Here is a 24,368-nt window from a genome sequence, read left to right as displayed (position 1 = left end):
TCACTCCCAGACTCGGGTGGCGGCGGGGTCACCCGACCGCACCCGGAGCATCGCCTCGTGCGCGGACGCAGACCCGGAGCGGCGTGCGACTCCCCCGGCCGATGCGATCTCCTCGACCCGGAGTCCGGCGTGCGGCCCGGAGGTGATGCGGACCTGACCGATCTCGCCTGCCCATCCGTCGCCCGGCACGACGGCGCCGTCGACGACGAGGGCACTGGCGAGGCCGGTGCCCACCGGGACGAACGCGACGGATCCCCGGCGCAGGACGGCGCCGGCGCGGGCACCGGCGGAGGCGTTCGCACCCGTCACCGCTGCTCCCTGGGTGGTCTCCGCCAGGGCACCGGCCCGGACGTCGTGCCCGAATGCGACGGGAACGCGCAGGCCGCGCCGTGCGAGTTCATCGCGCACGGCGTCGCGGACCGGTACGTCGCGCCACCCGAGGTTCACGGCCAGCACCACCCGTCCGGTCGACTCGTCGACGACCCCGGGGTGTCACCAGCCCCACCGCGTCGAGGGGGCCGTGCGTGAGCGCCGTCTCGGCCAGGTCGGCCACGACGCCCGCGAGCCGCGCGGCGTCGTGGTCGTCGCGCGGTGTCCGGGAGCCGGGTCTCGCCGAGGACGGTTCCGTCGGCGTCGGTCCTCCGGGCCTTGATGCCCGTGCCGCCGACATCGACGCCGAGCACCGCGCCCGGGGCGGGCAGCGGCACCGCGCCTGCCGCGGACATCAGGTGAGGATGACCGAACGGGTCAGCGAGCGGGGGTTGTCGGGGTCGAGCCCGCGGCCCTGGGCCAGGGCGACGGCGAGGCGGTGCACCACGACGAGCCCGGCGATCGGGTCGAGGTCGTGCTGGACGAACCGTGCGCCCGTCACGGCGACCTCGTCGGCGAGGCCCTCCGGAGCGGCGCCGAGTGACCAGACGAGGCGTCCGGGCTGGGCGATGGCGATCGGGCCGTGCCGGTAGTCCATCGCCGGGTACGACTCGGCCCAGAACTGTGCCGCTTCGCGGGTCTTGAGCGCTGCCTCGAACGTCAGGCCCACCGCCGGACCGCGTCCGACGAAACTGACCTGTTCGGCGTCGAGCAGGTCGTCGATCGGCAGCGCGAGGGCGACCTCGGCCTGGGTGGCGAGTGCGTCGACGTCGTCGCCGATCGACGCCCGCAGCAGTGCGAGCGTCGTGGTGGCGAACCGGGTCTGCACGACGGAACGCTCGTCGGCGAAGGGCAGGGCGATGACGTCGTCGGCGACCGCCGCGGCCGGGCTGTCGGCGACGGCGGTGATGAGCACCGTCCGCTGCCCGGGCAGGGCCTGCAGCAGGTCGACGATCTCGGTCGTGGTGCCGGAGCGGCTGATGGTGACCACGCGGTCGTACTCGCGGGTGGTCGGGTACTCCGGAGCCGGCGAAGGCGTCGGTCACACCGAGGCCGGCCTGCTCGCGGGCGACGGCGTAGCTCATCGCGATGAACCAGCTCGTGCCGCAGCCGACGACCGCCACGCGTTCACCGGCCTGGGGGAGTGCATCCGCGAAGTCCGGCAGGAGCGCCGCTGCTGCGCGCCAGGTCTCGGGCTGCGAGGCCAGTTCGGCGCTCACGAAGGTGTCGGTCATGGGTGCCTTCCGTCCGGGTCGATCTCGGTGATCGATGATCAGGAAGCGTAGCGAGCGATCGTGCGCAACGGAAGGGCAAAACGTCATTACCGATCACGGCGTGCGCACGGCGACGCCATGGATGGCCGTCATGACTCCGCAACAGCGGCTGAACGCCCTGCTCGAACTCGTGAGCGAGCGCGGCAACGTGTCCATCGCCGAGATCGGCGAGATGCTCGGATCTCGCCGGCGACCGCCCGTCGCGACCTGGCGACGCTCGCCGACCAGCGGCTCGTGACACGCACCCACGGGGAGCCGCTGCGCTCGGCGCCGGGTACGAGCTGCCGCTGCAGTACAAGATCGCCCGCCAGGCCGAGGCGAAGACCGCGATCGCCCGCGCCGCGGCACGGCTCGTGCACCCCGGTGACACGGTCGGCCTCAACGGCGGGACCACCACGACCGAGGTCGCGCGCGAGGCTCGGCAAGGGCGAGCGCTTCACCCGGGCCGACGGCGAGTACGGGGTGACCATCGTCACGAACGCCCTCAACATCGGGTACGAGCTCTCCGTCCGCGCCAACGTCAAGATCGTGGTGACCGGTGGGTCGCACGCCGCCAGTCGTACGAGCTCGTCGGGCCGCTCGTCCGCGACACCCTCGACGAGTTCGCGTTGGACGTCGTGGTCCTCGGCGTCGACGGCCTGAGCGGGCAGTACGGTGCGACGACGATGCACGAGGGCCAAGCCGAGGTCAGCCGGCACTTCGCGTCCGTCGGTCGTCGCGTCATCGTCGTGGCCGACTCGACCAAGATCGAACGGGCGACCTTCGCCCGGATCTGCCCCCTCGACCGGATCGACGCACTCGTGACGGATCAGCCGGTCCCTCCGGCGTTCGCCGCCGAGCTCGCCAGCTCGGGCGTCCAGCTCGTCGTCGCCGACTGAGCCGCCGGACGCTCGCCGTTCCGCCGGACGTTACCGGCGTGTAAAACCACCTGCATCTCGCTTCCGTGAGCGATCCGTGAGCGCCTATTGTGCATTCATGATCGATTCGGCATCATGGGCGTCACAATCACGCAAGGGAGCGAGAGTGACCCTCGACACGAACAACCCCCTCCGCGTCGCCGTGGTGGGGATGGGCCAGCAGTCCGCCATCGCGCAGCACGTCGCCGAGGCGGTCGCCGCGAACCCCGACCTGGAGGCACGGGTCACCGCCGTCGCGGACGTCACGGCCGACGGGCGGGCACGCGAGCACGCCGAGTACCCCGACGCACGCGTCGTCGAGTCGCACCGCGACCTCGTCGGTGCGGTCGACGCCGCGATCGTCACCACCCCGGACTGGACCCACGCCGAGATCGCGATCGACCTGCTCCGAGCCGGCATCGCGGTCTACCTCGAGAAGCCCCTCGCCATCACGGTCGAGGACGCCGACGCCGTGCTGAACGTCGCGGCCGAGACGGGCACGCCGCTCTACGTCGGACACAACTTCCGGCACGCCGCCGTCGTGCGCCTGATGCGCGAGGTGATCGAGCGCGGTGAAGATCGGCGAGGTGAAGGCGGTCTGGGTCCGGCACTTCGTCGGCAACGGCGGCGACTACTACTTCAAGGACTGGCACGCCGACCGCACGAAGGTGAACTCGCTGCTGCAGAGGCGAGCCACGACCTCGACGTCATCCACGCCCTCGCGGGTGGGTACACGAGCCGGGTCGTCGGGATGGGCACGCTGTCGGTGTACGGCGACGTCACCGACCGGCGCGACCGCAGCGGCGAGCTGATGGGGGACTGGTTCTCGTACGACAACTGGCCGCCACTGGAGCAGGCCGGTCTCAACCCCGTCGTCGACGTCGAGGACGTCTCGATGGTCATGATGACGCTCGACAACGGCGTGCAGGCGAGCTACGAGCAGTGCCACTTCACGCCGGATTACTGGCGCAACTACACGGTCATCGGCACCGAGGGGCGACTCGAGAACATCGGGGACACCGGTGGCGGCGTGGTGAAGGTCTGGAACCACCGTCGCGGGTGGGACGTCCAGGGCGACCACGAGTACCCGATCGACGGCGTCGAGGACGGCCACGCCGACGCCGACCTGCTCACCATGACCGAGTTCCTGCGCAGCGTCGCCCTCGGTGAACCGACCTCGCTCTCGCCGATCGCCGCACGTGCCGCGGTCGCCGCCGGTGCCCTCGCGACCCGCTCGCTCCGCAGCGGATCGAGCCCATCGACGTCCCCACGCTGCCGAGGCACACCCTCCGGCACTTCGCGACCACCCTCGTTCCCGAAAGGACCACCCGATGACCGCTCCCACTGCCCGCCCGGGCCGCGGCCGACGCCGCGCACTGCTCGGTCTCGCCGCCGCCGTCAGCGCGCGTCGCGCTCCTCGCCGGCTGTCAGCACCTCGTCCTCAGGCAGCACCGGTGGCGTCCGGCGAGGTCGCGAAGGACACCAAGGCGAACCTGACGTACGCCGTCTGGGACCAGAACCAGGTGAAGGCCATCAAGGCCAACATCTCCGGCTTCAACGAGAAGTACCCCGACATCAAGGTCAACGTCGACGTCACCCCGTACGCCAGCTACTTCACGAAGCTGCAGACGCAGGGCTCGAGCAACACGCTGCCCGACCTCTTCTGGATGAACGGCCCGAACTTCCAGCTGTACCCGAGGCAACGGCAAGCTCGCCCCGATCACCGACGAGGTCGAGTCGGGCGCGATCGACCGAAGAACTACTCGTCGGCGCTCAACAAGCTCTACACGTACGACGGCACCCAGTACGGCGTCCCGAAGGACTTCGACACCATCGGCGTGTGGATGAACAAGTCGCTGTTCGAGCAGGCCGGCGTCGCGATGCCGTCGAAGGACTGGACCTGGGACGACTTCCAGAAGACCGGCGCCGAGCTGTCCGAGAAGCTGAAGAGCAAGGGCGCGTACGGCGCCGCTGCCGGCATGGACGGCCAGACGACCTACTACGACACGATCTTCCAGGCCGGCGGCTCCGTCATCGACGGCGCCGAGTCGGAGTACGACACGAAGGCATCGGAGGAGGGCCTCCTGGTTCTGGACCGACCTGATCGCCTCCGGCGCGTCCCCGTCCATCAAGCAGCTCACGGACACCACCGCTGATCAGTGGTTACATCGGGCAAGGTCGCGATGTACCAGGGCGGCAGCTGGTTCCGCTCGGCGCTGATCGGCAGCGACATCGAGAAGGACGTCGTCGCCTACCCGCTGCCGAAGGGCAAGGAGCGGGCCACGGTCATCCACGGCGTCTCGAACGTCGTCGCCGAGGGATCGAAGAACAAGGCCGCGGCGCAGGCACCTGCAGGCCTACCTGGCTTCCAAGCCCGCCCAGCAGCAGCAGGGACGACATGGGCGCGGTCATCCCCGCGTACAGGGGACGCAGGACGCCTTCCCAAGACCATGCCGGACGCCGACCTGCAGGTGTTCCTCGACGCGGTGGAGTACGCCAAGCCGCGCCCCCGGTGTCGAAGAACACCGCCGCGTGGAACACCTCGAGACGAACCTGCTCCCGAGCGCCTTCGACGGCTCCGAAGCCGGTCGACCAGGTTGCGAAGGACCTGGCGAAGAAAGATGGACGCCGCACTTCGCCAAGGAGTGACGAGCCCCGGTCGACCGGCCTGGCCCTGATCCCCGGCCGGTCAGCCGTCCTGTCTCCCCGTGCGACGAGCCACACGCCGCACCAAGATCCGGACCGCCCTGGCCGGAGGAGCGACCTGATGACGACCAACACCCAGCGACGCGATGCCGTACAGGCCTCTCCGCCCCCGACGACCCCCGAGGTCCACCGCACCAGCGCTGCCGCGCACCGACGGCTGGTGGCCGTGGCTGTTCGTCCTGCCGCTGCTCATCGGCGTCGGCACGTTCTTCATCTGGCCCGATCGTCCAGGACGTTCTACTACTTCGTTCACCAGCTGGGGGTGTTCGGCGGATCGAGCTTCACCGGGATCAAACTTACGTCCGCCTGGTCACCGACCCGCAGCTCTACCAGTCGCTGCTGAACACGATCGTCTACACGGTGATCGTGCTGCTCGGCATCCCGATCGCGGTGTGGCTCGCGAGCCTCCGCGAACACCCCGGGCCTGCGCTTCGCACAGGTTCTACCGCGTGCTCTTCTGCCCAAGCCGTACGTCGCGATGCCGGCCGCGATCGCCCTCGTCTGGCGCATCATGTTCAACGGCGACTTCGGCATCGTGAACTCGTTCCCATCGGGCTGTTCGGCATCGACGGCCCGTACTGGATCTCCACCCCGGGCTTCGCGCTCGTCGCCGTCCTCCCTCGTCGGCCTGGGTCCTCGCTCGGCTTCTCGATGATCATCCTCGGCGCCGGCCTGAAGGACATCCCGCCGGAGCTCTACGAAGCGGCCGAGCTCGACGGAGGCCAGCCGGTGGCGGCAGTTCCGATCGGTCACCGTGCCGCTCCTCAGCCCGAGCATCTTCTTCGTGCTCATCGTCACGACGATCTCGAGCTTCCAGCTGTTCGACCTGCTCTACGCGATCCTCGGCCCGCTCAACCCGGTGATCCCGAAGACGATGTCCCTCGTCTTCTACTTCTACAACGCTGCCGAGTTCGTCGACGGCGACAAGGGCTTCGCGGCGGCGATCGCGATGGTGATCTTCCTTGCTGATCGGCATCATCACCGTCATCCAGTTCCGTGTCCAGAAGAAGTGGGTCCAGGTCATAGCCGGCATCACTCACAACGCGCGGCACCCAGACCGGCACGTCGCCACTAAGGTATCCAGCACCGCCCGCGCCCGCTCAAGGGACCGGGCCCCGCCGTCGTCCAGGGCAGCCACTGGTGGATCCACGTGGTGCTCGGGGTGGGCGGGTTCGTGATGGCGTTCCCCGTTCATCTGGCAGATCATCATGGCGCTGTCGACGAACGCGCAGGTGACGTCGCCCACGCCGGTGTTCTGGCCGGGGGAGCGCATGGTGGCAGAACTGGCGCAGGTATTCGAGCGCCTGCCGTTCCTGAGCCAGCTCGCGACGTCCGTCTGGGTCACGCTGATCCGGACGGTCGCGCAGATCATCCTCTGCACCCTCGCCGGGTACGCGTTCGCGCGCATGCGGTTCCGGGGCGTGGGCTCATCCTCGCGATCGTCCTGTCGATCCTGCTCAACCCGTCGCAGGTCTACCTGATCTCGCAGTACCAGATCGTGCAGGGCCTCGGCTGGCTCGACACCCTCGCCGGCATCGTCGCGCCGGGCCTGTTCAGCGCCTTCGGCACGTTCCTGATGCGGACGGCCTTCCTGAACATGCCCGCCGAGCCGGAGGAAGCCGCCCGCATGGACGGCGCGAACCCGTTCCAGACGTTCTGGCGCATCATGCTGCCACTGCTCGACCGTCGATGAGCGTCCTCGCGATCACGACCGTGCTCTGGTCGTGGAACGAGCCGCTCTGGCCCTCGTGGTGTCCACCCGCGCCGAGTCCATGCTCTCGCCGCCGGACTCGCGACGCCGTCGAGCGACCGGACCGCCGACTACCCGGTGCTGATGGCCGCGAGCCTCATGGCGATGGCCCCGGTGCTCATCATGTTCATCGTGCTGCAGCGGCGGGTGATCGACGGACTCGCCTTCGTCCGGGCTGAAGCGACCGCCACCACCGCCGAGCAGGCAGCGCGCCCCGCGTCGGTCTCGGTCCTCATCGCGGCCGCGGGTGTGCCCACCGACGCCGCGACGGCGCCGATGCTCGCCGCGACGGTCGCCGACGCCACTCCGGTGGAACGGGAGGCGTTGCTGACGGCGGCGTTCCGCGCCGCGGTGCCCGGCAGTGCTGCGGCGCTCGTGGCGCGCGGGCTCCCGCGCAGCGTCGCCGAGGCGTCCGTCGCCGACGTGGACCGCAAACTCGAACGGTACGGACTCCGCGGCGCCGGGGTGGACTGGCTCGTCTCGGTGCTGACCGGTGGCGTGGTGGCGGTGGGCCGCCTCCAGTTCGAGGTGGGCGACCACCTGGCGGACGGTTTCCCCCGCCTGGGGCGTGCACGTCCCGGAGACCGGACTGCTCGACCCGGACGCGTGCGACCGCGCGTTCGCCCGTGCCCCGGAGGTCCTCCCGGCCGGTTCGCGCCGACGCTCGCGGCTGACCGCAGTGCCGTTCGTGGATCCTCGATCTGGGCCTGGCCCGAGCGCTGGCCTCGACGCGAACCTGGTGCGGTTCGCCCGACGGTTCCGGCTCGTCCCGCCCGAACCGCACGACGCGGCGGAAGGGGGACGCCAGCGTCGCGAAGTTCGTCTTCGGCGTCCTGCTGGCCGCCGCACGGGCAGCCGAAGGCACCAGGGCGGCTGCCCGCGGCCGTGCTCTCCTCGACTGGTGGGCGCGAGGGGCGCACTGACGGAACGGACCGGCACCGCGCCTGTCGCCTGAGCGTGCCCGCCGGAGCGGCCACGGCCACTCCCACCCGCCGGACCGGCCACAAGCGCGTCCGGGTACCGTGCTGGCCATGACGAAGCCCGACCACGACCACCTCGGCGACGGCGTGGACATGTCCTTCGAGGAACGCCTGCCAGGACACCTTCCGCCGCATGTCGGGTTCCGACGAGCACGACGCCGACCCCCGGGTCGAGGTCTCGCGCGCTGAGGACGGCGACGTCCGCATCGACGTCGCCGACACCGCCGCGGTCCGTCCCGGCGGTGTGACACGCTCGAAGGACGACGACGGGCAGGGCTCCGGCGAGGTCGTCGAACTCGACTGGACGGTGGAGCACGGCATGATCGTTCCGTGCACCTCGTCCTCCGCCGCGTCGACGGCGGCGTCCTCGCGACGCCCCTGACGGACGCGGGGATCGGCCGACGCGAGCCGATCCGGGTGGACGAGCCGCGCCTCCCGGCCTTCGTCGTCTCGTGACGCACCCGATGTGCGCTGGGTGTGGGACGACACCGCACGGTGGTACCCGGCCGTGCTCGCGGCCGGTGGCCGGGTCGGCCGCTGCACCGACCTGCGACTGTGCCGCCGGATCCTGCGGTCCGCCCTGTCCGCGCGCGGCTCGGCGCTCGCCGCGGCTCCCGTCGACGGATGGGACGCCGCCGTCCAGGAGGCACGGGTCGTCCGCCCGACGCGCAGGCCCAGCTCTTCGACGACGCCCTGTTCCAGGTCTCCCACTCCGACGACGCGCTCGATCCGGTCGCGCAGGCCTGCTCCCAACTCGACGCGATCGCCGGATCGATCAGCCAGGCGCTGCGCTCGCTGACCACCGCCGAGTCGGCGGGTGCGCTCGTCGCCGCGGAGACGCTGCACGCGGGCCTGCCGTGGCGGTCGGACGTGGACGAACGGCTCCTCGAGGACGCCCTCGGCCCACGCGTGCCCTACGGCGCGACCCCGACGGCCTTCGAGGAGATCGCCGCCGTCGTACGGGACCGGGTGGGGGACGCCACGCTCAACCCGGACTCGCCGGCGGACGTCCTGAAGGCGCTGCGGAGTGCCGGACTGATGGTGACGAGCACCCGCAAGTGGGAGTTGCAGGAGATCGAGCACCCGGTCATCGAACCGCTGCTCGAGTACAAGCGCTCGCGCGCCTGCTGACCGCGAACGGCTGGACCTGGCTCGACGAGTGGGTGCACGACGGACGGTTCTACCGGAAGTACGTCGTCGGCGGGGTCGTCACCGGGCGCTGGCCGCCGACGGCGGGGGAGCGATGCAGCTGCTGAAGGGCATCCGTGGTGCCGTCATCGCCGACCCGGGCTGGAAGCTCGTCGTGGCGGATGCCGCACAGCTGGAACTGCGGGTGCTCGCCGCGATGGCCGCGACCGCGATGGCCTCGGCCGGCGACGGCGACCTGTACGACGGCGTGGTGGCCTCCGGTGCGGTCGAGTCGCGGCAGCAGGCGAAGGTCGATGCCGGTGCCAAGCGTGTACGGGGCGACCCAGGGCGAGGGCGGTCGGCTCGTGCCTCGGCTCGCGCGGGCGTTCCCGGACGCGATCCGGCGCTCGTCGAGCGCCGCACGCGCGGGGGAGCGCGGCGAGCCCGTGACGACGCTGTTCGGACGGACGTCGCCGGTGCCGGAGGCGTCGGTTCGAGGCCCGCAACCAGTACACGGTCGACGGGACCCCGGCGATGCAGCGCGCGGTCGAGTCACGCGCCCGGAGCTGGGGCGGTTCGTTCCGGAACTTCGTCAGACCGCGGCCGAGTGGGCGCTGGCGTGGATGGGGTCGCTGCGGTCGCGGCTCGCCGAACGCTTCCCGGGGCGGGTGACCGACGGGCCGCACCTGGTGTTCTTCGTGCACGACGAGATCGTCGTGCACGCCCCGGTGGAGCACGCTGAGTGGGTCGCCGAGCAGGTCCGCCGCGGCGGCGGATGCCGGACGGTTGCTGTTCCGGGACTTCCCGGTGGTGTTCCCGCTCTCCGTCGCGGTCGTCGACGACTACGGCGCCTATGAAGGACTGACCTGCCCGGCCGCGGGGTACGGCATGCACATGTGCGGACTCGGGCAGGGTGGGTCGATGGACACCGAGCACGCCGACCACCCCGACCAGCGCGAGGCGCCGGACCAGCGCGTCGGTGACGTCGACCTCACGACCTGGCGGACGAAGGCCGGGCGTGCGGGTGTGATGATGATCGGTTTCGGGCACCGATGGGGCTCCTGCTGCTCCTGATCGTGAGTTCGTGATCGGCATGGGCGTTGCCGTGATGGCGACCTGGGCAGCGTCCGAGGTGTACGACGGTGTCCGCGAGGGTGACGACGTCGCCGCGCTCGACCGCCCTGTCCTCGACTGGATGCTGACGCTCCGGCTGCCCGCCACCGCCGACACGCTCGTGACGTGGTGGACGGACATCGCCGGCACGATCGGGATGCCGATCGTCGCGCTCGGCTTCCTGGTCGGCTTCACGATCCAACGGCGCGCGACGCTGCCTGTGTTCCTGGTGGCGGCGAGTGGTGGGTCGCTGCTCATGACCGTCGCCGGCAAGGACCTCATCGGACGCGCCCGGCCGCCGCTGTCGGACGCGGTGCCGCTGCATGAGTACCGGCCGTCGTTCCCGTCGGGGCATCCCTCAACGCGACGGTGATCGTCGGGACGATCGTGTACCTGCTGATCCTCCGGCAGTCCCGCACGGTCACCCGGGTGTGGACGATCGTCGTGGGCACGGCCTTCGTCGTGCCGGTGGGGATCTCGCGGGTGTTCCTCGGTCACCACTGGTCGACGGACGTCCTGGCGGCGTGGGCGCTCGGACGGCGTGGCTGGCCCTGGTGATCACGGCGCACCGGCTGTACCTGACAGCGCTCTGCCGCGGTGCGCGCCCGTCCGGCGCTGATCGCCGAGGAGCCGTGTGCGATGTCCACAGGGCTTCGTGGCGGCGAGAGCGGAACCGGGAGGATCGAGTCGTCGGCCGGGACTCCAGTGAAGCCCAGCCGGACTCGAAGAAGCACGAGAAAAGCCCCCAGCAGCAACTGGGGGCTGATCTCACCTCGTGAAGAGGTCGGTGGTCTGAGTTGCGGAGTAACTCGAACCGCCGAGGTGTTCGAGTGTGCGCGACCATGCCGGTCATCCGGAAGGGGAGCTCGGACCCGCGGTCTCCTGCTCCTGGGAACGGAGGCCGGCGATGGCGAACACCGACATCGTTGCGGGTGACCGCAGGCGGCTCGTCGTCGTGCTCGAGGTACTCGGGCCGAGCGACGGCAACGTCATCGTGGCCGCGATCCTGCTGGTTGTCGTAGGTCTCAGGGCGGTCGGAGCACGGTCTCCGGCCGCCTCCGCTCCTCCCCAGGTGCGCGCCCCGTCAGGTCCTCCCGGTAGGTTTCCCCCGCATGGAAGAACGGGTCTTCGGCGGTCGGTACCGCGTCACGGGCACACTCGGTCACGGCGGCATGGCCTCCGCCTCCTACCGAGCGGTCGACGAGCAGCTCGGCCGAGAGGTCGCCGTCAAGGTGTTCCGCATCGGACCGGTCGACCACAGGGAGCGGGCACGGGCCGAGGCCGAGATCCAGACCCTCGCCGGACTGCCGGAGCCGGCGCTCGTCACGCTCTACGACGCCGCCCTCGACCAGGCCGCCGGCGACTCGTACCTGGTGATGGAACTCGTCCCGGGCGAGTGACCTGGCCGACGCGGCTATGCGTGAGGGTGCGCTCGACCCCGCGACCACGGCGCGGGTGGAAGCGCAGGTGGCCGACGGCCTGTCGCCGCGGTGCCACGCGCAGGGCATCGTCCACCGTGACGTGGAAGCCGGCGAAGCGTGCTGCTGGAGAGCGACGGCTCGCAGCACGTGAAGCTCGCGGACTTCGGTATCGCGCTGCTCCGCGACGCCGCGCGCGTCACCGGGACCGGCACCGTGATGGGCACCGCCGCGTACCTCGCACCGGAGCAGGTGACCGCGCAGGGCATCAGCGGCAAGGCGGGACGTCTACTCGCTCGGCCTGGTCCTCCTCGAGTGCCTGACCGGCCGGCGGCCCTTCCCGGGCAGCGCGGTCGAGTCGGCCACCGCACGGCTCACCCGCGGCCCGGAGACGACCAGCACCTGCCGACCGCGTGGCGCACGCTGCTGCACGTGATGACGGCGCAGGACCCGGCGGAGCGTCCGAGCGCCGCCGGTGCAGCCCAGCGTCTCCGGCCCTCGGCCACGACGAGGTCTCGACGGCGACCCAGCTCATGCCCGGTGGGCCGGGCACAGGTCACGCGGGCCGGAGCGGCCGGCATGGCCGGTGCCGCAGCGGCGGGTGCTGCCGGAGCCGCCCACGCCGACGAGGCGACGCAGTGCGATGCCGGTGAGCGGCGCCTCCAGGCCGGACGGTGCGGACGGCGCGGACGACGCGACCCCGTGCTGGGCGTGCTCTGCCCCGAGCGCCTCCGACGACGTCGCGACCACCGTCCTCGGCGCGCAGCGCGGCGCCGGAGCGGGCCAACCCTGGCGGACCGGGCCAACCCGGCGGACCGGGCCAACCCGGCGGACCGGGCCAGCTACGCGTGGTCCGGTCGGTGCAGCCCTCCGGCGCCCGTGGGCAGACGACCCGAAGCGGCGGCGCCGGCGCGGGACCGTGGATCATCGCGGCAGTCGTCGTCATCGTGCTCGTGCTCGCCGGCATCGGTGTGGCCCTCTTCGCGCTGAACGGCGACGACTCCCACGCCCGCGCCGACGAATTCGAGCGAGCCCTCCAGGCCCCACCGACCAGCAGCAGCCGAGCGAGCCCTTCGAGCGGCAGCCGAGCGAACCCGAACAGCAGCAGCCGAGCGAGCCGGAACAGCAGCCGAGCGAACCCGAACAGCAGCAGCTGAGCGAGCCGGAGCAGCACGGCCGAGTGAGCCCCGAGGAACAGCCGAGCGAACCGTCGGTCGGGCCGGAGCCCAGCACGCCGGTCACGAACCCGTTGGAGGACCCGCAGACCGGCACCGACACGGCAGCGAACGGGACGGGGACGGGTGGCGCCGGCCCCGCCGGACCGGGGAACTCGGAGAACGCGCCGGAGCAGAACAAGCCCTGACAGGACACGCCGCGGGTTTTCATCCAGACGCTGGACCAAATAGGGGGTGACAGCGTGCGAGAACTGCAACGGAGCGGTGGCCCGACGACGGCGGTCGCGGCGCGGAACGGTGTCGGGTTCGGATCGGCAGAGGGCTTCCTCGTCGAACGGCCCAGCGGGGATGCGACCGCGGTCGCCGTGGTCCCTGGCTTCGACGGTCGGACGATCCAGGGGCGGCGACGAGCTGTCGTGGGTGTGGTTCCCGGAGCGGACGCTGCCGGACGGGGCGACCGAACCCACCGAGGCGGACCTGCCGCACTTCTGGGACGCCACCACCTTCGCGCTCGACGTCGTCTTCTCCGACGGCACGCGGCTCAGCGACACCACGGACGTGCACGACCAGTACGGTGACCGCCCTGACGCCAGCGGCGCAGGACGGCGCCCGCAAGCAGTGGCTCGACCAGTGGAACCGGACGTGCGGTGGACCTCACGTCGTTCGCGGGTCGGGTCGTGGACCTGCCTGGAGGCGCGGCTCGGCTCCGCCCCGCAGCCCGACCTCGAGCTGACGACGCACGCCCGGCACTGCGCGGGCTGGGCTTCGACGACGTCCGGATCGAGGCCGCACACCCGGCCCCGGCCACCCCGCTCGACCACGTCCGCACGACCCGCGGTACCCAGGCGTCCTCCCCGGTTCTCCCGCGGCAACAACGCGCCCCTCGTCGGCGTGCCGCACGGCGGGGTCTTCGGGCTGCTCTATACCGACGCGTCGAGCAACCGCTGGCCGTACGCCTACCAGGAGCACGGCCGCGTCGACGCCGAGGGACGACTCCGTCCGGCGATCCAGGCGTTCGCCACGAGCCACATCCCGTCGCCGTGGATGGGGGATCGGGGCGTCTTCCAGAGTGATGCCCTCACCGCTGGGCACCCCCACGACCCGGACCGCTCGGCGCGTGCGCTCGGGTTCGACCACGACGACGAACTCGACGGGCCGCACCGCTACCGGGTCGCCCTCGACCCCGGCGTGACGGCCGAGATGACGGCGGGGGAGTTCGCGCTCGGCTACCGCTTCACCGGCGCCCGCAGCGTCGTGCTCGACCACCACGGCCGGGTGTCCGACGTCTCGGTGACGGTCACGGACGGCACCGCCGTGGTCGAGGCCCTGCTCGACGACCGGCCGGGCACTCCGCCCCACCACGTGCACGTCCGGGTCCCGGGTGTGACGGCGGACCACACGACCGTCGGCGAGCAGGAGCTGCGCGGGTGGCTGACCGTCGGGGGAGCCGACCACCGACGTGCTGCTCGGCATCTCGACGGTCTCGGCCGAGGACGCCCGCGCGAACCTCGACGCCGCCGGGTCGTTCGACACCATGGTCGCCGTCGCCGGGGAACGCTGGACGGCCGAGCTCGCGACCCTGTCCTTCGACGGCGCGACCCCGGACCAGCTGACCTCCCTGTACTCGGGGCTGTACCGGCTCTTCCTCTACCCGAACCGTGCCGGGGAGACCGCCCGTGACGGGGTGCCGCGGCACCGCTCCCCGTACGGCGCCGTGCAGGCGGAGCCGATCCGCGACGAACCCGGCCCCGAAGATCGTCGAGGGCCCGTTCACCACGACGAACGGCTTCTGGGACACCTACCGCACAGCGTGGCCAAGCGCTGTCGCGCTCCTCACCCCGGAGACGGCGGGCGAACTCGGCGCAGGGCTTCGTCGAGCACCACCACGACGGCGGCTGGACGCCTCGCTGGAGTGCCCCGGAGCCGAGGACTGCATGGACGGGCACCACGAGCGACACCGTCTTCGCCGACCTCGCAGCGAAGGGCGTCAAGGGCTTGGACCTGGCGGAGGCGTACCGGAGCGCACTGCGCAACGCGACCGTCCCGCCACGGGACGAGCGTGTCGGGCGCAAGGGGAGCCTCCCGGGCGCCTTCCGCGGCCACGTCGACACCGCGACCCACGAGGGGATGTCCTGACCCTCGACGCGGCCATCAACGACTGGGGGCTGGCGGTGATGGCGAGCCACCTGCCGCGCGGGCCCAGACGCCGGCGGACCTCGCCCGCTACGAGGCCGAGGCGGAGTGGTTCTTCACACCGTTCGCTGCAGTACCGGAACGTCTTCGACTCCGAGCGCGGGTTCTTCATCGGCCGCGACCCGGACGGTCTCGTGGCGGATCGGCACCGAGTTCGACCCGCGTGACTGGAGCGACGACTACACCGAGACGAACGCGTGGGGCACGGCCTTCACCGCCCCGCACGACGGTGCCGGCGTCGTCGACCTGCACGGCGGACCGGAGCGGTTCGATGCCGCACTCGACGCGTTCTTCGCCACGCCGGAGACCGGAGCGACCGTCCGGTCCGGGTCCTACGCGGCTTCCCGATCCACGAGATGACCGAGGCCCGCGACATCCGGATGGGCATGCTCGGCCTGTCGAACCAGCCGGCGCACCACATCCCGTTCTTCCCGATGTTCACCACAATCGGCACGACGACGCGCACCGGGTCGTCCGCGAGGCCCTCGAGCGCCTGTTCGTCGGCTCCGACCTCGGCCAGGGCTACCCCGGCGACGAGGACAACGGCGAGATGAGCGCGTGGTACGTCTTCGCCACGACCTCTACCTCCCTGGCGCCGTCGACCGGTTCCTACGTGCTCGTGCCGTCGGTCCGCAGGACGGTGCTGCGCCAGCCGGGAGGCGCGGAGACCGTCATCGAGATCGCCGCTGGTTCCACGGGCGCGTACGTCGCGTCGGTGACGGTCGACGGCTCGCCCTGGACGTCGGTCAGCATCCCGCACGACGTGGTGGTGCGGGCATCACGCATCGAGTTCACGCTGTCGGAGACGCCGCAGGGTTGGGCGTCGGACACCCGCCCGGTGTCCGCGTCCGACGTGCACGGCTACCGGGACACCCCGGTCGACGTGCTGCCGTGCACGTCTCCGACCTCGGACGACGTCGGACGGACGGTGACGGCGCTCGCCGCCGGGTCGTCGGTCGCCTTCGACGTCGCACCGGTCGAGAGCTCGCTCTACACGGTGACCGTGGCGACCCCCGGCACGTACTCGCGGGAGGCCTCGTTCGGCGACACCCGCGTCACGGTGCAGGACGCCGTCTTCGACTGGGCCGGCCAGACCCGGGTGTTCCGGCGGCAGGGCAGCGGTTCCGCGTTCGTGTTCACGGCGCGCTCGACCTGGAGCTCACCCAGCTCGAACTCATCGCGGCCGACGGACAGCGCTGACCCGCCGTTCACCCGACCGGAGCATGCTCGGCGCATGTCGATGAGCGCACCTTCGATCCCGAACAGCCCGGCCGCTCCGTCCCTGCGGACGCACCTTGGACGAGGACGAACTCCAGGTGGAGGAGGACTGCGCGGCGCCGACGTCGGCGAGGACTCCGACGACCCGAGCGCCTCGCCGGTCGACCACCACGACGAGGACGAGGCCGGCGGCGGACCGGTCTTTCCGCCGCCCGCACGCCGGCGACCGCCTGCACCCGGACGACCCCGACCACAGTCGCGCAAGCCGGGCCCGCTCTTGGCAGATTGCCAAGCGCGCCCGGCATGCTCGTCCGCATGTCGATTGCGAACTCGTTCGATCCGTCCCAGGGCCGCGCGATCCCCGAGGACCAGCTGACCGAGAGCGGGCTCGAGCTCGACGAGGACCCGGCGATGCTCGGGATCTCGCCCGACGTGGTGGGTGGCGCGTCCGCCGACCCCGCGGCGGTGTCGCCCGTGGACATCGCGGTGCCGGTGCCGGTGCCGACGTCCGCCGACTCCTCCGACGACAGCGAGCGCCTGGTCGAACCGGGCGTACTCGGACGAATAGGGCGTACCCGGTCTGGAAGTTCCGACCGGGTACGCCCCGAAAGCGCAATGCATCGCATGCGTTCTAGGAAGGAACGTCAGCGGTGCCGGGTCAGGAAACGGCGTGTCCCGCGGCCGTGAAGATGCGGTACCACTGCGCGCGGGAGAGCTCGACGTCCGAGCCCGCCGCCGAGTCGCGCACGCGCTGCGGGTTCGTCGTGCCGAGGACGACCTGGAAGTGCGCGGGTGCCGGGTGGATCCACGCGACCGCGATGCCGGTCGGGGTGACGCCGCAGCCGCCGCGATCTCGTCGAGCAGGTCGTTGAGCTCCGCGTACTGCTCGCGGTCACCCAGGAAGACGCCGTCGAAGAAGCCCTTCTGGAACGGCGACCAGGCCCAGAAAGGTCACGTAGTCGTTCAGCCGCGGCGGGTTGAGGATGTCGTTGTCGCGGTCGATCGACTGGTCGAGGCCGCCCATGTCGGCGGACACGCCCTGGGCGATGACGTTGGCGTGGGTGATGCTGAGCTGCACCTGGTTGAACGCGAGCGGTTGCTGCACGTGCTGCTTCAGCAGCTCGACCTGGCCGGGGGTGTGGTTCGAGACGCCGAAGTGGTGCACCTTGCCGGCAGCGTGCAGCTCGCTGAACGCCTTCGGCATCCTCCGGCTCGACGAGCGCGTCGGGCAGCAGGAGCAGGACGTCGATGTAGTCGGTGCGCAGGGCGGTGAGCGACTCCTCGACCGACTCGAGGATGTGCTCGTACGAGAAGTCGAAGTAGGCGCCGTGCGGCGTCGGCCGGATCCCGACCTTCGTCTGCAGCACGATCTCGGCGCGCTCGGCGGGGACAGGGCCAGGGCAGCGCCGAAGCGCTCCTCGCAGCCGTGCCACTCGCCGTACACCGCCGCGTGGTCGAACATCGTCACGCCGGCGTCGCGCGACGCCGCGTGAGAGCGAGCGGATGTCCTTGTCGCTCATGTCGTTGATCCGCATCAGGCCGACGATGACGTCGGAGGCGGTGAGGACCAACTGCGGCAACTCCAGTGTCTTCACGCTCCACGATCCTGCCACCGGCACCCGCGGACAGGCAGGCCCTGCCCGTACCCGTGACGGCCCGCCTCGCCGGCGCCCGCACGCTGAACGGGTGCGAGACGACCTGCTGCCGATGCCGCCTGCCCCGCCCGCGCGGAGCCCCTCGCCCGCAGCCGGTCCCGGGCAGGTCGGTTGCGCGACCGGACACCGGTTCGACGTGAGGCGAAGCAGGGACACCTGACGCTCCTGCCGGCGAGACGGCGGGCCCCTCACCGCGGACACCCCGGAGATGGTCGACGCCCGCCTGCGCTTCCTCCGCCGCGGACACTACGCACCCGTCGAGCGGGCACTCGCCGCGGTCGACGCCGAGGCGACCGCCCCGGGCATCGTCCTCGACGTCGGTTCCGGCCCCGGGACCTACCTCGCGCATACGCTGCCGCGCGGCGGACGGGAGGCGCGGGGTCGCTTCAGACCTGTCGCCGGTCGCGATCCGTCGCGCGGCTCGGGCACCGGAGCTGATCGAAGGCCGTCGTCGGGGACGTGACGGAGCGCCTCCCGGTCGTCGACGGCGCGGCAGCCGCCGTGCTCGACGTCTTCGCACCCCGCAACCAGACCGAGTACGCCCGCGTGCTGCACCCCGACGGTGTGCTTCGTCGTGGTGACGCCGCGGACCGGGCACCTGGCGGAGCTCGCCGAGGCGACGATCACGGTGGACCCCGAGAAGGAACGACGCCTGCACGACTCCTTGACGCCGGGGTTCGTGCAGCGGTCCTCCGAGGACCTGACCCTGGACGGATTGGACCCACCGCCGAGGACGTGCACGTGACGTGGTGCACATGGGCCCGAGCCACCACCACGTCGCACCCGACGCGGTGTTCGCCGCCGCGTCGGTCACGGCGGCCGTGACGATCAGCACCTGGACGCCCACGCGCTGAGGAACGCCCTGACCGATTTTTCGCAATGCTCGGATCCGGACCTGCCGAACGCGGATGCCGGCGGTCCGATCCACATCGCGCCGGGGGACGGACGGGCCTGACTAGGCTCGGCGGCATGCGGGTCCGGGGGTTCGTCGCGGTCGGTCTGGCGCTGGTCGTGGGCGCTGGTGCGATGTCGGGTGCACCGCGTCATCGGGCGGCGTGGCCCGCGAGGCGGCGGGTGTGTTCCCCGGCTCACCGTCGCGCCGGCGACCGCGCATCCTAGGAAAGATCGTGACCGTCTCGTCGAAGGACGTGGCCGCGACCGGGTTCCCGACGCCGGATGGGAGGTCTCGGTCACCCCAGCCGATCGAGGAACGGCCGACGGGTCTCCGTCCGGAACTCGGACCGCTTCGACGCGTCGTGGTCCGCAGCTGATCACGCTGCCGCGCGACTTCCCCGGCGGCAGCGGTAGAGACCGCCGTCGCAGGCATCGACAACTGGGACTACTCCTTCTGCGACGACACCGATGGCTGAGGCTGCGGTCAGCGGGGTCCTCCAGGTCGAGGCGGCGCCGACGCCGACGCCGACGCCCTAGGCTCTGGTGCCCATGAGCGTGATCACCGACCGGCTCGCCGCGCAGCCGACCCTGACCACCGAACGCCTCGCGCTCGTGCAGCTCGGGCCGGAGCACCTCGACGCATCTGCTCGCGGCACTCGAGGACCAGGACGCGCTGCGACCGACCGGCACCTTCGTGGCACGTTCACCCGCGACCAGGTCCGGGCGCGCACCTCGAGCGAAGCTCCCCGGCGCGGACGACCGGGCGGACTTCGGCGATCACCGACGCCGAGGGAACGTACCTGGCGAGGTCGTCCTCAACGAGCTCGAGCGGGAGGACGACCTCTGCGGTGAACTACCGGATCGCGCTCGCCGGGCCGACGCTGCGCGGGCAGGGGTACGGCACGGAGGCCGGTCGTGCGGTGGTCGACTGGGCGTTCGGACGTGGCCTGGCTGCACCGGGTGTCGCTCGAGGTGTACGCGTTCAACCCGGCGGCGCAGCGCTCCTACGAGAAGATCGGCTTCGTCGTCGAGGGCCGGGCGCGCGACGCCCTGCGGTGGGACGGCGTGTGGACCGATGCCGTGTGCATGGCGATGCTCGACACCGATCCCCGCCCGCGCTGACCTACACCCTGCGGCGCGGCGACGTCGAGCTGCCAGACGACGCCGAAGCGGTCGCGCAGCTGCCCGGCGAGCGGTGCCCACGCCGACGGTCCGGAGCGGCTGCCGGACCTCGGCGCCCTCGGACAGTGCGCCCCAGTACCGCTCGACCTCGGCGGCGTCGTCCCCGTGCACGTACAGGTAGAAGGCGTTCGTGCCCTGGTCGTACGGCTGCCCGGGCCAGACGTCGAACGCCATGACCTGGAGCCCGGCGGCGGTCGCCACCTGGCCCCAGACGATCCGTTCGGCCCAGTCCGGGCCGCCGGAGGCACCCATCGCGCCGTAGGTCATCGCGGCGACCTCGCCGCCGAAGACCGATGCGTAGAAGTCGGCCGCGCGGGCGTCGCCGTCGAAGTTGAGGTGGGGTGTCGTTTCGATGCTCATGGGATGAGCTTGTCGATCGATCCGGTCAGATCGTGTCCGCTTCTCCGGCGATACGGACCGACATGGCCGGACCCTCGTCGCGCATGCTCGCCCTGCTCTCCGCCGCTGCAGGTGCACCGCGACCGGCCGGGCGACGAGCCCGCCGGCCGTCTCGACGTCAGCCCGAGGACCGTGCGCCGCGACGTGGAGCGGCTCCGGGACCTCGGCTACCGGGTGGAGTCCCTGCGCGGCCCGGCCGGCGGCTACCGGCTCGGGGCGGGATCGGACCTGCCGCCGCTGCTCTTCGACGACGACCAGGCCGTCGCCATTGCGCTGGCACTCGCCGTCGCGCCCGCTTCCGGTGCGGACATCGCCGAGTCCGCCGCGCGGGCGCTCGCGACGGTCCGCCAGGTCATGCCCGCGCGACTCCGTACCCGGATGGACGCCGTGCGGGCAGTCACGACGACCGGCCGCACCCGCACCGACGCCGACGTGCTCGTCGCGGTCACCGAGGCGGTGCACCTCCGCGAGGTCCTGCGTTTCGGCTACGGCGACGACGAGGCGCCCCGGCACGCGGAACTGCACGCGGTATCGCCTGGAACCGCCGCTGGTACCTGCTCGACTGGGACCTCGACCGGCAGGACTGGCGCACGCACCGGATCGACCGCATCGCGCCGAGGCTCCGCACGCGCGTCGTCTTCGTGCCGCGCGAGATCCCCGGCGGCGACCCGTCGGCGTTCGTCTCCGCTCGATTCAAGGGTCCGACCACGACGACGTCTGGCCCTGCGTAGGGACGGCGGTACTCGAAGCACCGGCGGGGAGCATCGCACCGTACCTGCCTCGACGACGCCGAGCTCGAGGCGCTCGGCCCGGATCGGTGCCGTCTGACCCCGGGGCTCGTGGTCGTGGGAGGCACTCGCGGCGGCGTTCGCGGCCCCCGCCGTCGACTTCACGGTCGAGGGTCCGGAGGAGCTCCGCGCGGTGACCACCGCGCTCGCCGACCGGCTGCGGGGTGCGAGCGCGCGCTAGCGAGGCGCATGCGTCCGTCAGGAGCGCGTTAGGGAACCGTCAGGACCGGCCTGGAGGCGCGGCCGAGGACACAGCATCGGTGTCGGCACCACACGTGGTGCCGGTCCGCGTCACCCGGCGCGGACACCGCAGATCCTTCTGGAGTCCCTCGTGTTCGACGTGTTCGTCGTCGCCGGTGTCCTCGCCGTGTTCGGCGTGGTGACACTGATCGCCAAGGGGGTGGAACGGCTGCGATCGGCACCACCATCGCGGCCGCCGTCCTCGGCATCGCCGCAGTCGTCTACCTCGCCCGGGCGCTCGTGCGCCCGGAGCGGTTCTGATGGGCGCCGCAGACGTCTGGGCGGGCATCGTCCAGGTCGCCACCGTGGTCCTGCTGCTCGTCGCGGCGTACCGCCCGGTCGGCGACTGGATGGCCCGCGTCTTCACCCTGGTCCGGCACGCTCGGGTCGAGCGTGGTGTGTACCGGCTCATCGGCGTCGACCCGGACGCCGAGCAGCTCGGCCCGCGTACCTCCGCGGCGTGCTGCTGTTCAGCGTCGTCGGGCTCCTGCTCGTCTACCCGTTGCAGCGCATCCAGGTCGCTGCCGGGGGACCTCGGGCTCCCCGCAGTCGGCCCGTCGCTGGCGTTCAACACCGCCGCGTCGTTCGTCACGAACACGAACTGGCAGTCCTACCTCGCCCAGGTCACCCTCGGCTTCTCGGTCCAGATGGCCGGCCTCGCGGTGCAGAACTTCCTGTCCGCCGCCGCCGGGCTCGCGGTCGCGGTGGCACTGGTCCGCGGCTTCGCCCGTCGCCGCACCGGCACGATCGGCAACGTCTGGGCCGACGTGGTCCGGGTGACCGGTCGCCTGCTGCTCCCCGGCGCGTTCCTCTTCGCGATCGTCCTGATCGCCGGTGGCGTCGTCCAGTCGTGGGTGCCGGCACCGACGTCGCCACGCTCGCCGGTGGGACGCAGCACCTCCCGGACGGGTTCGTCGCCCGGTGAGGCCATCAAGGAACTCGGCACGAACGGCGGCGGGTACTTCAACGTCAACTCGGCGCACCTGTTCGAGAACCCGCAGGCGTGGACGAACCTCGTCGAGGTCTTCCTCATGCTCGTCATCCCGTTCTCGCTGCCGCGCACCTTCGGCCGCCTCGTGGACGACGACCGACAGGGCTACGCGATCCTCGCCGTGATGGGCGCGATCTTCCTGGTGTCGCTCTCGGTGATGTCCATCGCCGAGCTCGGTGCCGGCGGCAGCGCCACCCACGCCGCGGGCGCCGCGATGGAGGGCAAGGAGGTCCGCTTCGGGATCCTCGGCACGACGCTCTTCGGGACCACCTCGACGGCGACCTCGACCGGTGCCGTCAACGGGATGTTCGACAGCTTCACCCCGATCGGCGGGATGATGGCGCTCGTCAACATGATGCTCGGCGAGATCTCGCCCGGCGGTGTCGGATCCGGCCTCTACGGGATGCTCGTCCTCGCCGTGATCACGGTCTTCATCGGTGGGCTGCTGGTCGGCCGGACGCCGGAGTACCTCGGCAAGAAGATCCGTGCCCGCGAGATGACCTTCGCGTCGATCTACGTCCTCGTCACCCCGACGCTCGCGCTGCTCGGCACCGGTCTGTCGCTCCTCCTCCCCGGGGTGCGCGAACAGGTGCTCGGGACCTCGATCTTCAACCCCGGCAACCACGGACTGTCCGAGCTGCTGTACGCCTTCACCTCCGGCGCGAACAACAACGGCTCCGCGTCTCGGCGGCCTCACCGCGAACACGACGTGGATGAACTCCGCGCTCGGAGTCGTGATGCTGCTCGGCCGCTTCCTGCCGATGGTGCTCGTCCTGGCGCTCGCCGGGTCGCTCGCCGCGCAGGACCGCGTGCCGGAGACCGTCGGCACGCTGCCCACCCACCGACCGCTCTTCGTGGTGCTGCTCGGCGGCGTCGCGATCGTGGTCACCGCACTGACCTACTTCCCGGTGCTCGCACTGGGTCCGCTCGCAGAAGCCCTCGCCCGATGAAAGCCGACACCATGACCACCGCGACCTCCGCGCCCGAGGCGACCAGCGCCTCCAGGCCGGCCACCCGCTCGTCCGCGTTCGGACCCCGTCAACTCGTGGCGGGCCTCCCGGGCGCCCTCCGCAAGCTCGATCCGCGACTCATGTGGCGGAACCCGGTGATGTTTCATCGTGGAGATCGGTGCCGCACTCACGACCGCGACCGCGTTCGTCCAGAGCCGTCCGTCTTCACGACGGCGATCGCCGTCTGGCTGTGGCTCACCGTCGTCTTCGCGAACCTGGCCGAGGCCGTGGCCGAAGGCCGCGGCAAGGCGCAGGCCGAGACCCTGCGGAAGACCCGCTCGACGACCATCGCACGCCGGGTCGTGGACTACGTGTCCACGGACGCGGCCGCCCTGGCGGCGACGACCGAGGACATCGCCTCCGTCGACCTGGCCAAGGGCGACGTCGTCGTGGTGGTCGCCGGCGAGGTCGTCCCCGGCGACGGCGACGTGATCGACGGCATCGCGTCCGTCGACGAGTCCGCGGCGGTCACGGGGAAGTCCGCCCCTGATCCGTGAGTCCGGCGGCGACCGCAGCGCCGTCACCGGCGGCACCCGGGTGCTCTCCGACCGCATCGTCGTCCGGATCACCTCGGACCCCCGGCGAGACCTTCATCGACCGGATGATCCGGCTCGTCGAGGGTGCCGCGCGGCAGAAGACCCCGAACGAGATCGCGCTGAACATCCTGCTCGCGTCGCTGTCGATCGTCTTCGTGATCGTCTGCCTCACCATGCAACCGATCGCCGGGCTCGTCGGAGCGACCGTGAGCGTGCCCGTCCTCATCGCCCTGCTCGTCTGCCTCATCCCGACCACCATCGGGGCGCTGCTCTCGGCGATTCGGCTCGCCGGCATGGACCGCCTGGTGCACAACAACGTCCTGGCGATGTCCGGCCGTGCGGTCGAGGCGGCCGGGGACATCACGACCCTGCTGCTCGACAAGACCGGGACGATCACGTACGGCAACCGCCGGGCCTCCCGCGTGGTGCCGGTGCCGGGGGTCTCCGTCGCGG

General features: G+C 71.5%; 28 protein-coding genes and 8 pseudogenes. 31 read left to right on the top strand and 5 right to left on the bottom strand.

What is annotated here, in order from left to right:
* From ACZ8AI_RS14850 to ACZ8AI_RS14840, 3 genes are read right to left on the bottom strand one after another with little or no spacing between them, the layout of a single operon-like run.
* Positions 1-447, bottom strand: coding sequence for an ROK family protein (locus ACZ8AI_RS14850; RefSeq protein ID WP_464858853.1), 447 nt, complete (start codon positions 445-447; stop codon positions 1-3).
* Positions 444-725: a hypothetical protein gene (locus ACZ8AI_RS14845; protein ID WP_464858852.1), complete on the bottom strand. Its 282-nt coding sequence runs from the start codon at positions 723-725 to the stop codon at positions 444-446. Before ACZ8AI_RS14845 ends, ACZ8AI_RS14850 begins: the two co-directional genes overlap by 4 nt.
* Entirely contained in the window at positions 725-1,360 is a 636-nt protein-coding gene (locus tag ACZ8AI_RS14840; protein ID WP_464858851.1) for an SIS domain-containing protein, read from the bottom strand. Before ACZ8AI_RS14840 ends, ACZ8AI_RS14845 begins: the two co-directional genes overlap by 1 nt.
* A gap of 361 nt (positions 1,361-1,721) precedes the next feature.
* Here ACZ8AI_RS14840 and ACZ8AI_RS14835 point away from each other — a divergent pair.
* From ACZ8AI_RS14835 to ACZ8AI_RS14720, 24 genes and pseudogenes are all read left to right on the top strand, one after another.
* Positions 1,722-1,862: pseudogene (locus tag ACZ8AI_RS14835) on the top strand (hypothetical protein); the annotation flags it as partial.
* A gap of 134 nt (positions 1,863-1,996) precedes the next feature.
* Positions 1,997-2,521, top strand: a complete 525-nt coding sequence (locus ACZ8AI_RS14830; protein ID WP_464858850.1) for a DeoR/GlpR family DNA-binding transcription regulator — start codon at positions 1,997-1,999, stop codon at positions 2,519-2,521.
* A 97-nt stretch (positions 2,522-2,618) separates the two neighbouring features.
* Positions 2,619-3,731 (top strand): annotated as a pseudogene (locus ACZ8AI_RS14825) (Gfo/Idh/MocA family protein); the annotation flags it as partial.
* Positions 3,732-3,870: 139 nt separating this feature from the next.
* Entirely contained in the window at positions 3,871-4,695 is an 825-nt protein-coding gene (locus ACZ8AI_RS14820; RefSeq protein WP_464859223.1) for an ABC transporter substrate-binding protein, read from the top strand.
* A gap of 27 nt (positions 4,696-4,722) precedes the next feature.
* Positions 4,723-5,217: a hypothetical protein gene (locus ACZ8AI_RS14815; protein WP_464858849.1), complete on the top strand. Its 495-nt coding sequence runs from the start codon at positions 4,723-4,725 to the stop codon at positions 5,215-5,217.
* A gap of 89 nt (positions 5,218-5,306) precedes the next feature.
* On the top strand, positions 5,307-5,588 hold the full coding sequence (locus ACZ8AI_RS14810; protein ID WP_464858848.1) for a hypothetical protein: 282 nt from the start codon (positions 5,307-5,309) through the stop codon (positions 5,586-5,588).
* 135 nt (positions 5,589-5,723) lie between these two features.
* Positions 5,724-5,900 carry a hypothetical protein gene (locus ACZ8AI_RS14805; RefSeq protein WP_464858847.1) on the top strand — a complete coding sequence of 59 codons (177 nt, stop codon included), beginning with the start codon at positions 5,724-5,726 and terminating at the stop codon, positions 5,898-5,900.
* 99 nt (positions 5,901-5,999) lie between these two features.
* On the top strand, positions 6,000-6,320 hold the full coding sequence (locus tag ACZ8AI_RS14800) for a hypothetical protein (RefSeq protein ID WP_464858846.1): 321 nt from the start codon (positions 6,000-6,002) through the stop codon (positions 6,318-6,320).
* Between the two features lie 75 nt (positions 6,321-6,395).
* Complete coding sequence (locus ACZ8AI_RS14795; protein WP_464858845.1) at positions 6,396-6,938, top strand: carbohydrate ABC transporter permease; 543 nt, start codon at positions 6,396-6,398, stop codon at positions 6,936-6,938.
* A gap of 141 nt (positions 6,939-7,079) precedes the next feature.
* Positions 7,080-8,030: a serine/threonine-protein kinase gene (locus tag ACZ8AI_RS14790; protein WP_464858844.1), complete on the top strand. Its 951-nt coding sequence runs from the start codon at positions 7,080-7,082 to the stop codon at positions 8,028-8,030.
* A gap of 78 nt (positions 8,031-8,108) precedes the next feature.
* Positions 8,109-8,357: a hypothetical protein gene (locus tag ACZ8AI_RS14785; protein WP_464858843.1), complete on the top strand. Its 249-nt coding sequence runs from the start codon at positions 8,109-8,111 to the stop codon at positions 8,355-8,357.
* Positions 8,358-8,599: 242 nt separating this feature from the next.
* Entirely contained in the window at positions 8,600-9,106 is a 507-nt protein-coding gene (locus ACZ8AI_RS14780; RefSeq protein ID WP_464858842.1) for a hypothetical protein, read from the top strand.
* A 112-nt stretch (positions 9,107-9,218) separates the two neighbouring features.
* Positions 9,219-9,845: a hypothetical protein gene (locus ACZ8AI_RS14775; RefSeq protein ID WP_464858841.1), complete on the top strand. Its 627-nt coding sequence runs from the start codon at positions 9,219-9,221 to the stop codon at positions 9,843-9,845.
* A 44-nt stretch (positions 9,846-9,889) separates the two neighbouring features.
* Complete coding sequence (locus ACZ8AI_RS14770; RefSeq protein WP_464858840.1) at positions 9,890-10,177, top strand: hypothetical protein; 288 nt, start codon at positions 9,890-9,892, stop codon at positions 10,175-10,177.
* 10 nt (positions 10,178-10,187) lie between these two features.
* Positions 10,188-10,589: a phosphatase PAP2 family protein gene (locus ACZ8AI_RS14765; RefSeq protein ID WP_464858839.1), complete on the top strand. Its 402-nt coding sequence runs from the start codon at positions 10,188-10,190 to the stop codon at positions 10,587-10,589.
* On the top strand, positions 10,586-10,774 hold the full coding sequence (locus ACZ8AI_RS14760; protein ID WP_464858838.1) for a phosphatase PAP2 family protein: 189 nt from the start codon (positions 10,586-10,588) through the stop codon (positions 10,772-10,774). Before ACZ8AI_RS14765 ends, ACZ8AI_RS14760 begins: the two co-directional genes overlap by 4 nt.
* A 554-nt stretch (positions 10,775-11,328) precedes the next feature.
* Positions 11,329-11,616, top strand: coding sequence for a protein kinase domain-containing protein (locus ACZ8AI_RS14755; protein ID WP_464858837.1), 288 nt, complete (start codon positions 11,329-11,331; stop codon positions 11,614-11,616).
* A gap of 138 nt (positions 11,617-11,754) precedes the next feature.
* On the top strand, positions 11,755-12,624 hold the full coding sequence (locus ACZ8AI_RS14750) for a protein kinase family protein (protein ID WP_464858836.1): 870 nt from the start codon (positions 11,755-11,757) through the stop codon (positions 12,622-12,624).
* Positions 12,625-13,157: 533 nt separating this feature from the next.
* Positions 13,158-14,048: pseudogene (locus tag ACZ8AI_RS14745) on the top strand (hypothetical protein); the annotation flags it as partial.
* A gap of 295 nt (positions 14,049-14,343) precedes the next feature.
* Positions 14,344-14,433, top strand: a pseudogene (locus tag ACZ8AI_RS14740) (hypothetical protein); the annotation flags it as partial.
* Between the two features lie 197 nt (positions 14,434-14,630).
* The gene (locus ACZ8AI_RS14735) at positions 14,631-14,945 is read left to right on the top strand and encodes a glycoside hydrolase domain-containing protein (protein ID WP_464859222.1); all 315 of its coding nucleotides are present in this window, start codon (positions 14,631-14,633) and stop codon (positions 14,943-14,945) included.
* Between the two features lie 105 nt (positions 14,946-15,050).
* Positions 15,051-15,362: a glycoside hydrolase domain-containing protein gene (locus tag ACZ8AI_RS14730; RefSeq protein WP_464859221.1), complete on the top strand. Its 312-nt coding sequence runs from the start codon at positions 15,051-15,053 to the stop codon at positions 15,360-15,362.
* Entirely contained in the window at positions 15,359-15,556 is a 198-nt protein-coding gene (locus ACZ8AI_RS14725; protein WP_464859265.1) for a hypothetical protein, read from the top strand. The genes ACZ8AI_RS14730 and ACZ8AI_RS14725 overlap by 4 nt, the downstream gene beginning before the upstream one ends.
* Complete coding sequence (locus ACZ8AI_RS14720; protein ID WP_464859220.1) at positions 15,496-16,596, top strand: glycoside hydrolase domain-containing protein; 1,101 nt, start codon at positions 15,496-15,498, stop codon at positions 16,594-16,596. The genes ACZ8AI_RS14725 and ACZ8AI_RS14720 overlap by 61 nt, the downstream gene beginning before the upstream one ends.
* Before the next feature lie 282 nt (positions 16,597-16,878).
* Here ACZ8AI_RS14720 and ACZ8AI_RS14715 read toward each other — a convergent pair.
* Positions 16,879-17,815: pseudogene (locus ACZ8AI_RS14715) on the bottom strand (aldo/keto reductase).
* Positions 17,816-18,449: 634 nt separating this feature from the next.
* On the opposite strand from ACZ8AI_RS14715, the gene ACZ8AI_RS14710 reads away from it, so the two are divergent.
* Together ACZ8AI_RS14710 and ACZ8AI_RS14705 are read left to right on the top strand one after the other, a co-directional pair.
* On the top strand, positions 18,450-18,620 hold the full coding sequence (locus tag ACZ8AI_RS14710; RefSeq protein ID WP_464858835.1) for a hypothetical protein: 171 nt from the start codon (positions 18,450-18,452) through the stop codon (positions 18,618-18,620).
* 382 nt (positions 18,621-19,002) lie between these two features.
* On the top strand, positions 19,003-19,146 hold the full coding sequence (locus ACZ8AI_RS14705) for a hypothetical protein (protein ID WP_464858834.1): 144 nt from the start codon (positions 19,003-19,005) through the stop codon (positions 19,144-19,146).
* Between the two features lie 400 nt (positions 19,147-19,546).
* On the opposite strand, the gene ACZ8AI_RS14700 is transcribed toward ACZ8AI_RS14705, so the two are convergent.
* Positions 19,547-20,311, bottom strand: coding sequence for a VOC family protein (locus ACZ8AI_RS14700; RefSeq protein ID WP_464858833.1), 765 nt, complete (start codon positions 20,309-20,311; stop codon positions 19,547-19,549).
* Positions 20,312-20,314: 3 nt separating this feature from the next.
* Between ACZ8AI_RS14700 and ACZ8AI_RS14695 the strand changes: the two are divergent.
* The 5 genes and pseudogenes from ACZ8AI_RS14695 to ACZ8AI_RS14675 all read left to right on the top strand — a co-directional run.
* Positions 20,315-20,506 (top strand): annotated as a pseudogene (locus ACZ8AI_RS14695) (hypothetical protein); the annotation flags it as partial.
* Between the two features lie 65 nt (positions 20,507-20,571).
* Positions 20,572-21,081: a WYL domain-containing protein gene (locus ACZ8AI_RS14690; RefSeq protein WP_464859219.1), complete on the top strand. Its 510-nt coding sequence runs from the start codon at positions 20,572-20,574 to the stop codon at positions 21,079-21,081.
* Between the two features lie 557 nt (positions 21,082-21,638).
* Positions 21,639-22,991, top strand: a pseudogene (kdpA, locus tag ACZ8AI_RS14685) (potassium-transporting ATPase subunit KdpA); the annotation flags it as partial.
* A gap of 91 nt (positions 22,992-23,082) precedes the next feature.
* Positions 23,083-23,319 carry a potassium-transporting ATPase subunit KdpA gene (locus tag ACZ8AI_RS14680; protein WP_464859218.1) on the top strand — a complete coding sequence of 79 codons (237 nt, stop codon included), beginning with the start codon at positions 23,083-23,085 and terminating at the stop codon, positions 23,317-23,319.
* Positions 23,320-23,330: 11 nt separating this feature from the next.
* Positions 23,331-24,368 (top strand): annotated as a pseudogene (locus ACZ8AI_RS14675) (HAD-IC family P-type ATPase); the annotation flags it as partial.

The organism is Curtobacterium sp. AC273 (assembly GCF_979253735.1).
Note: the sequence above shows the minus strand (reverse complement) of the source record. Positions and strands in the feature narration are given on the sequence as shown.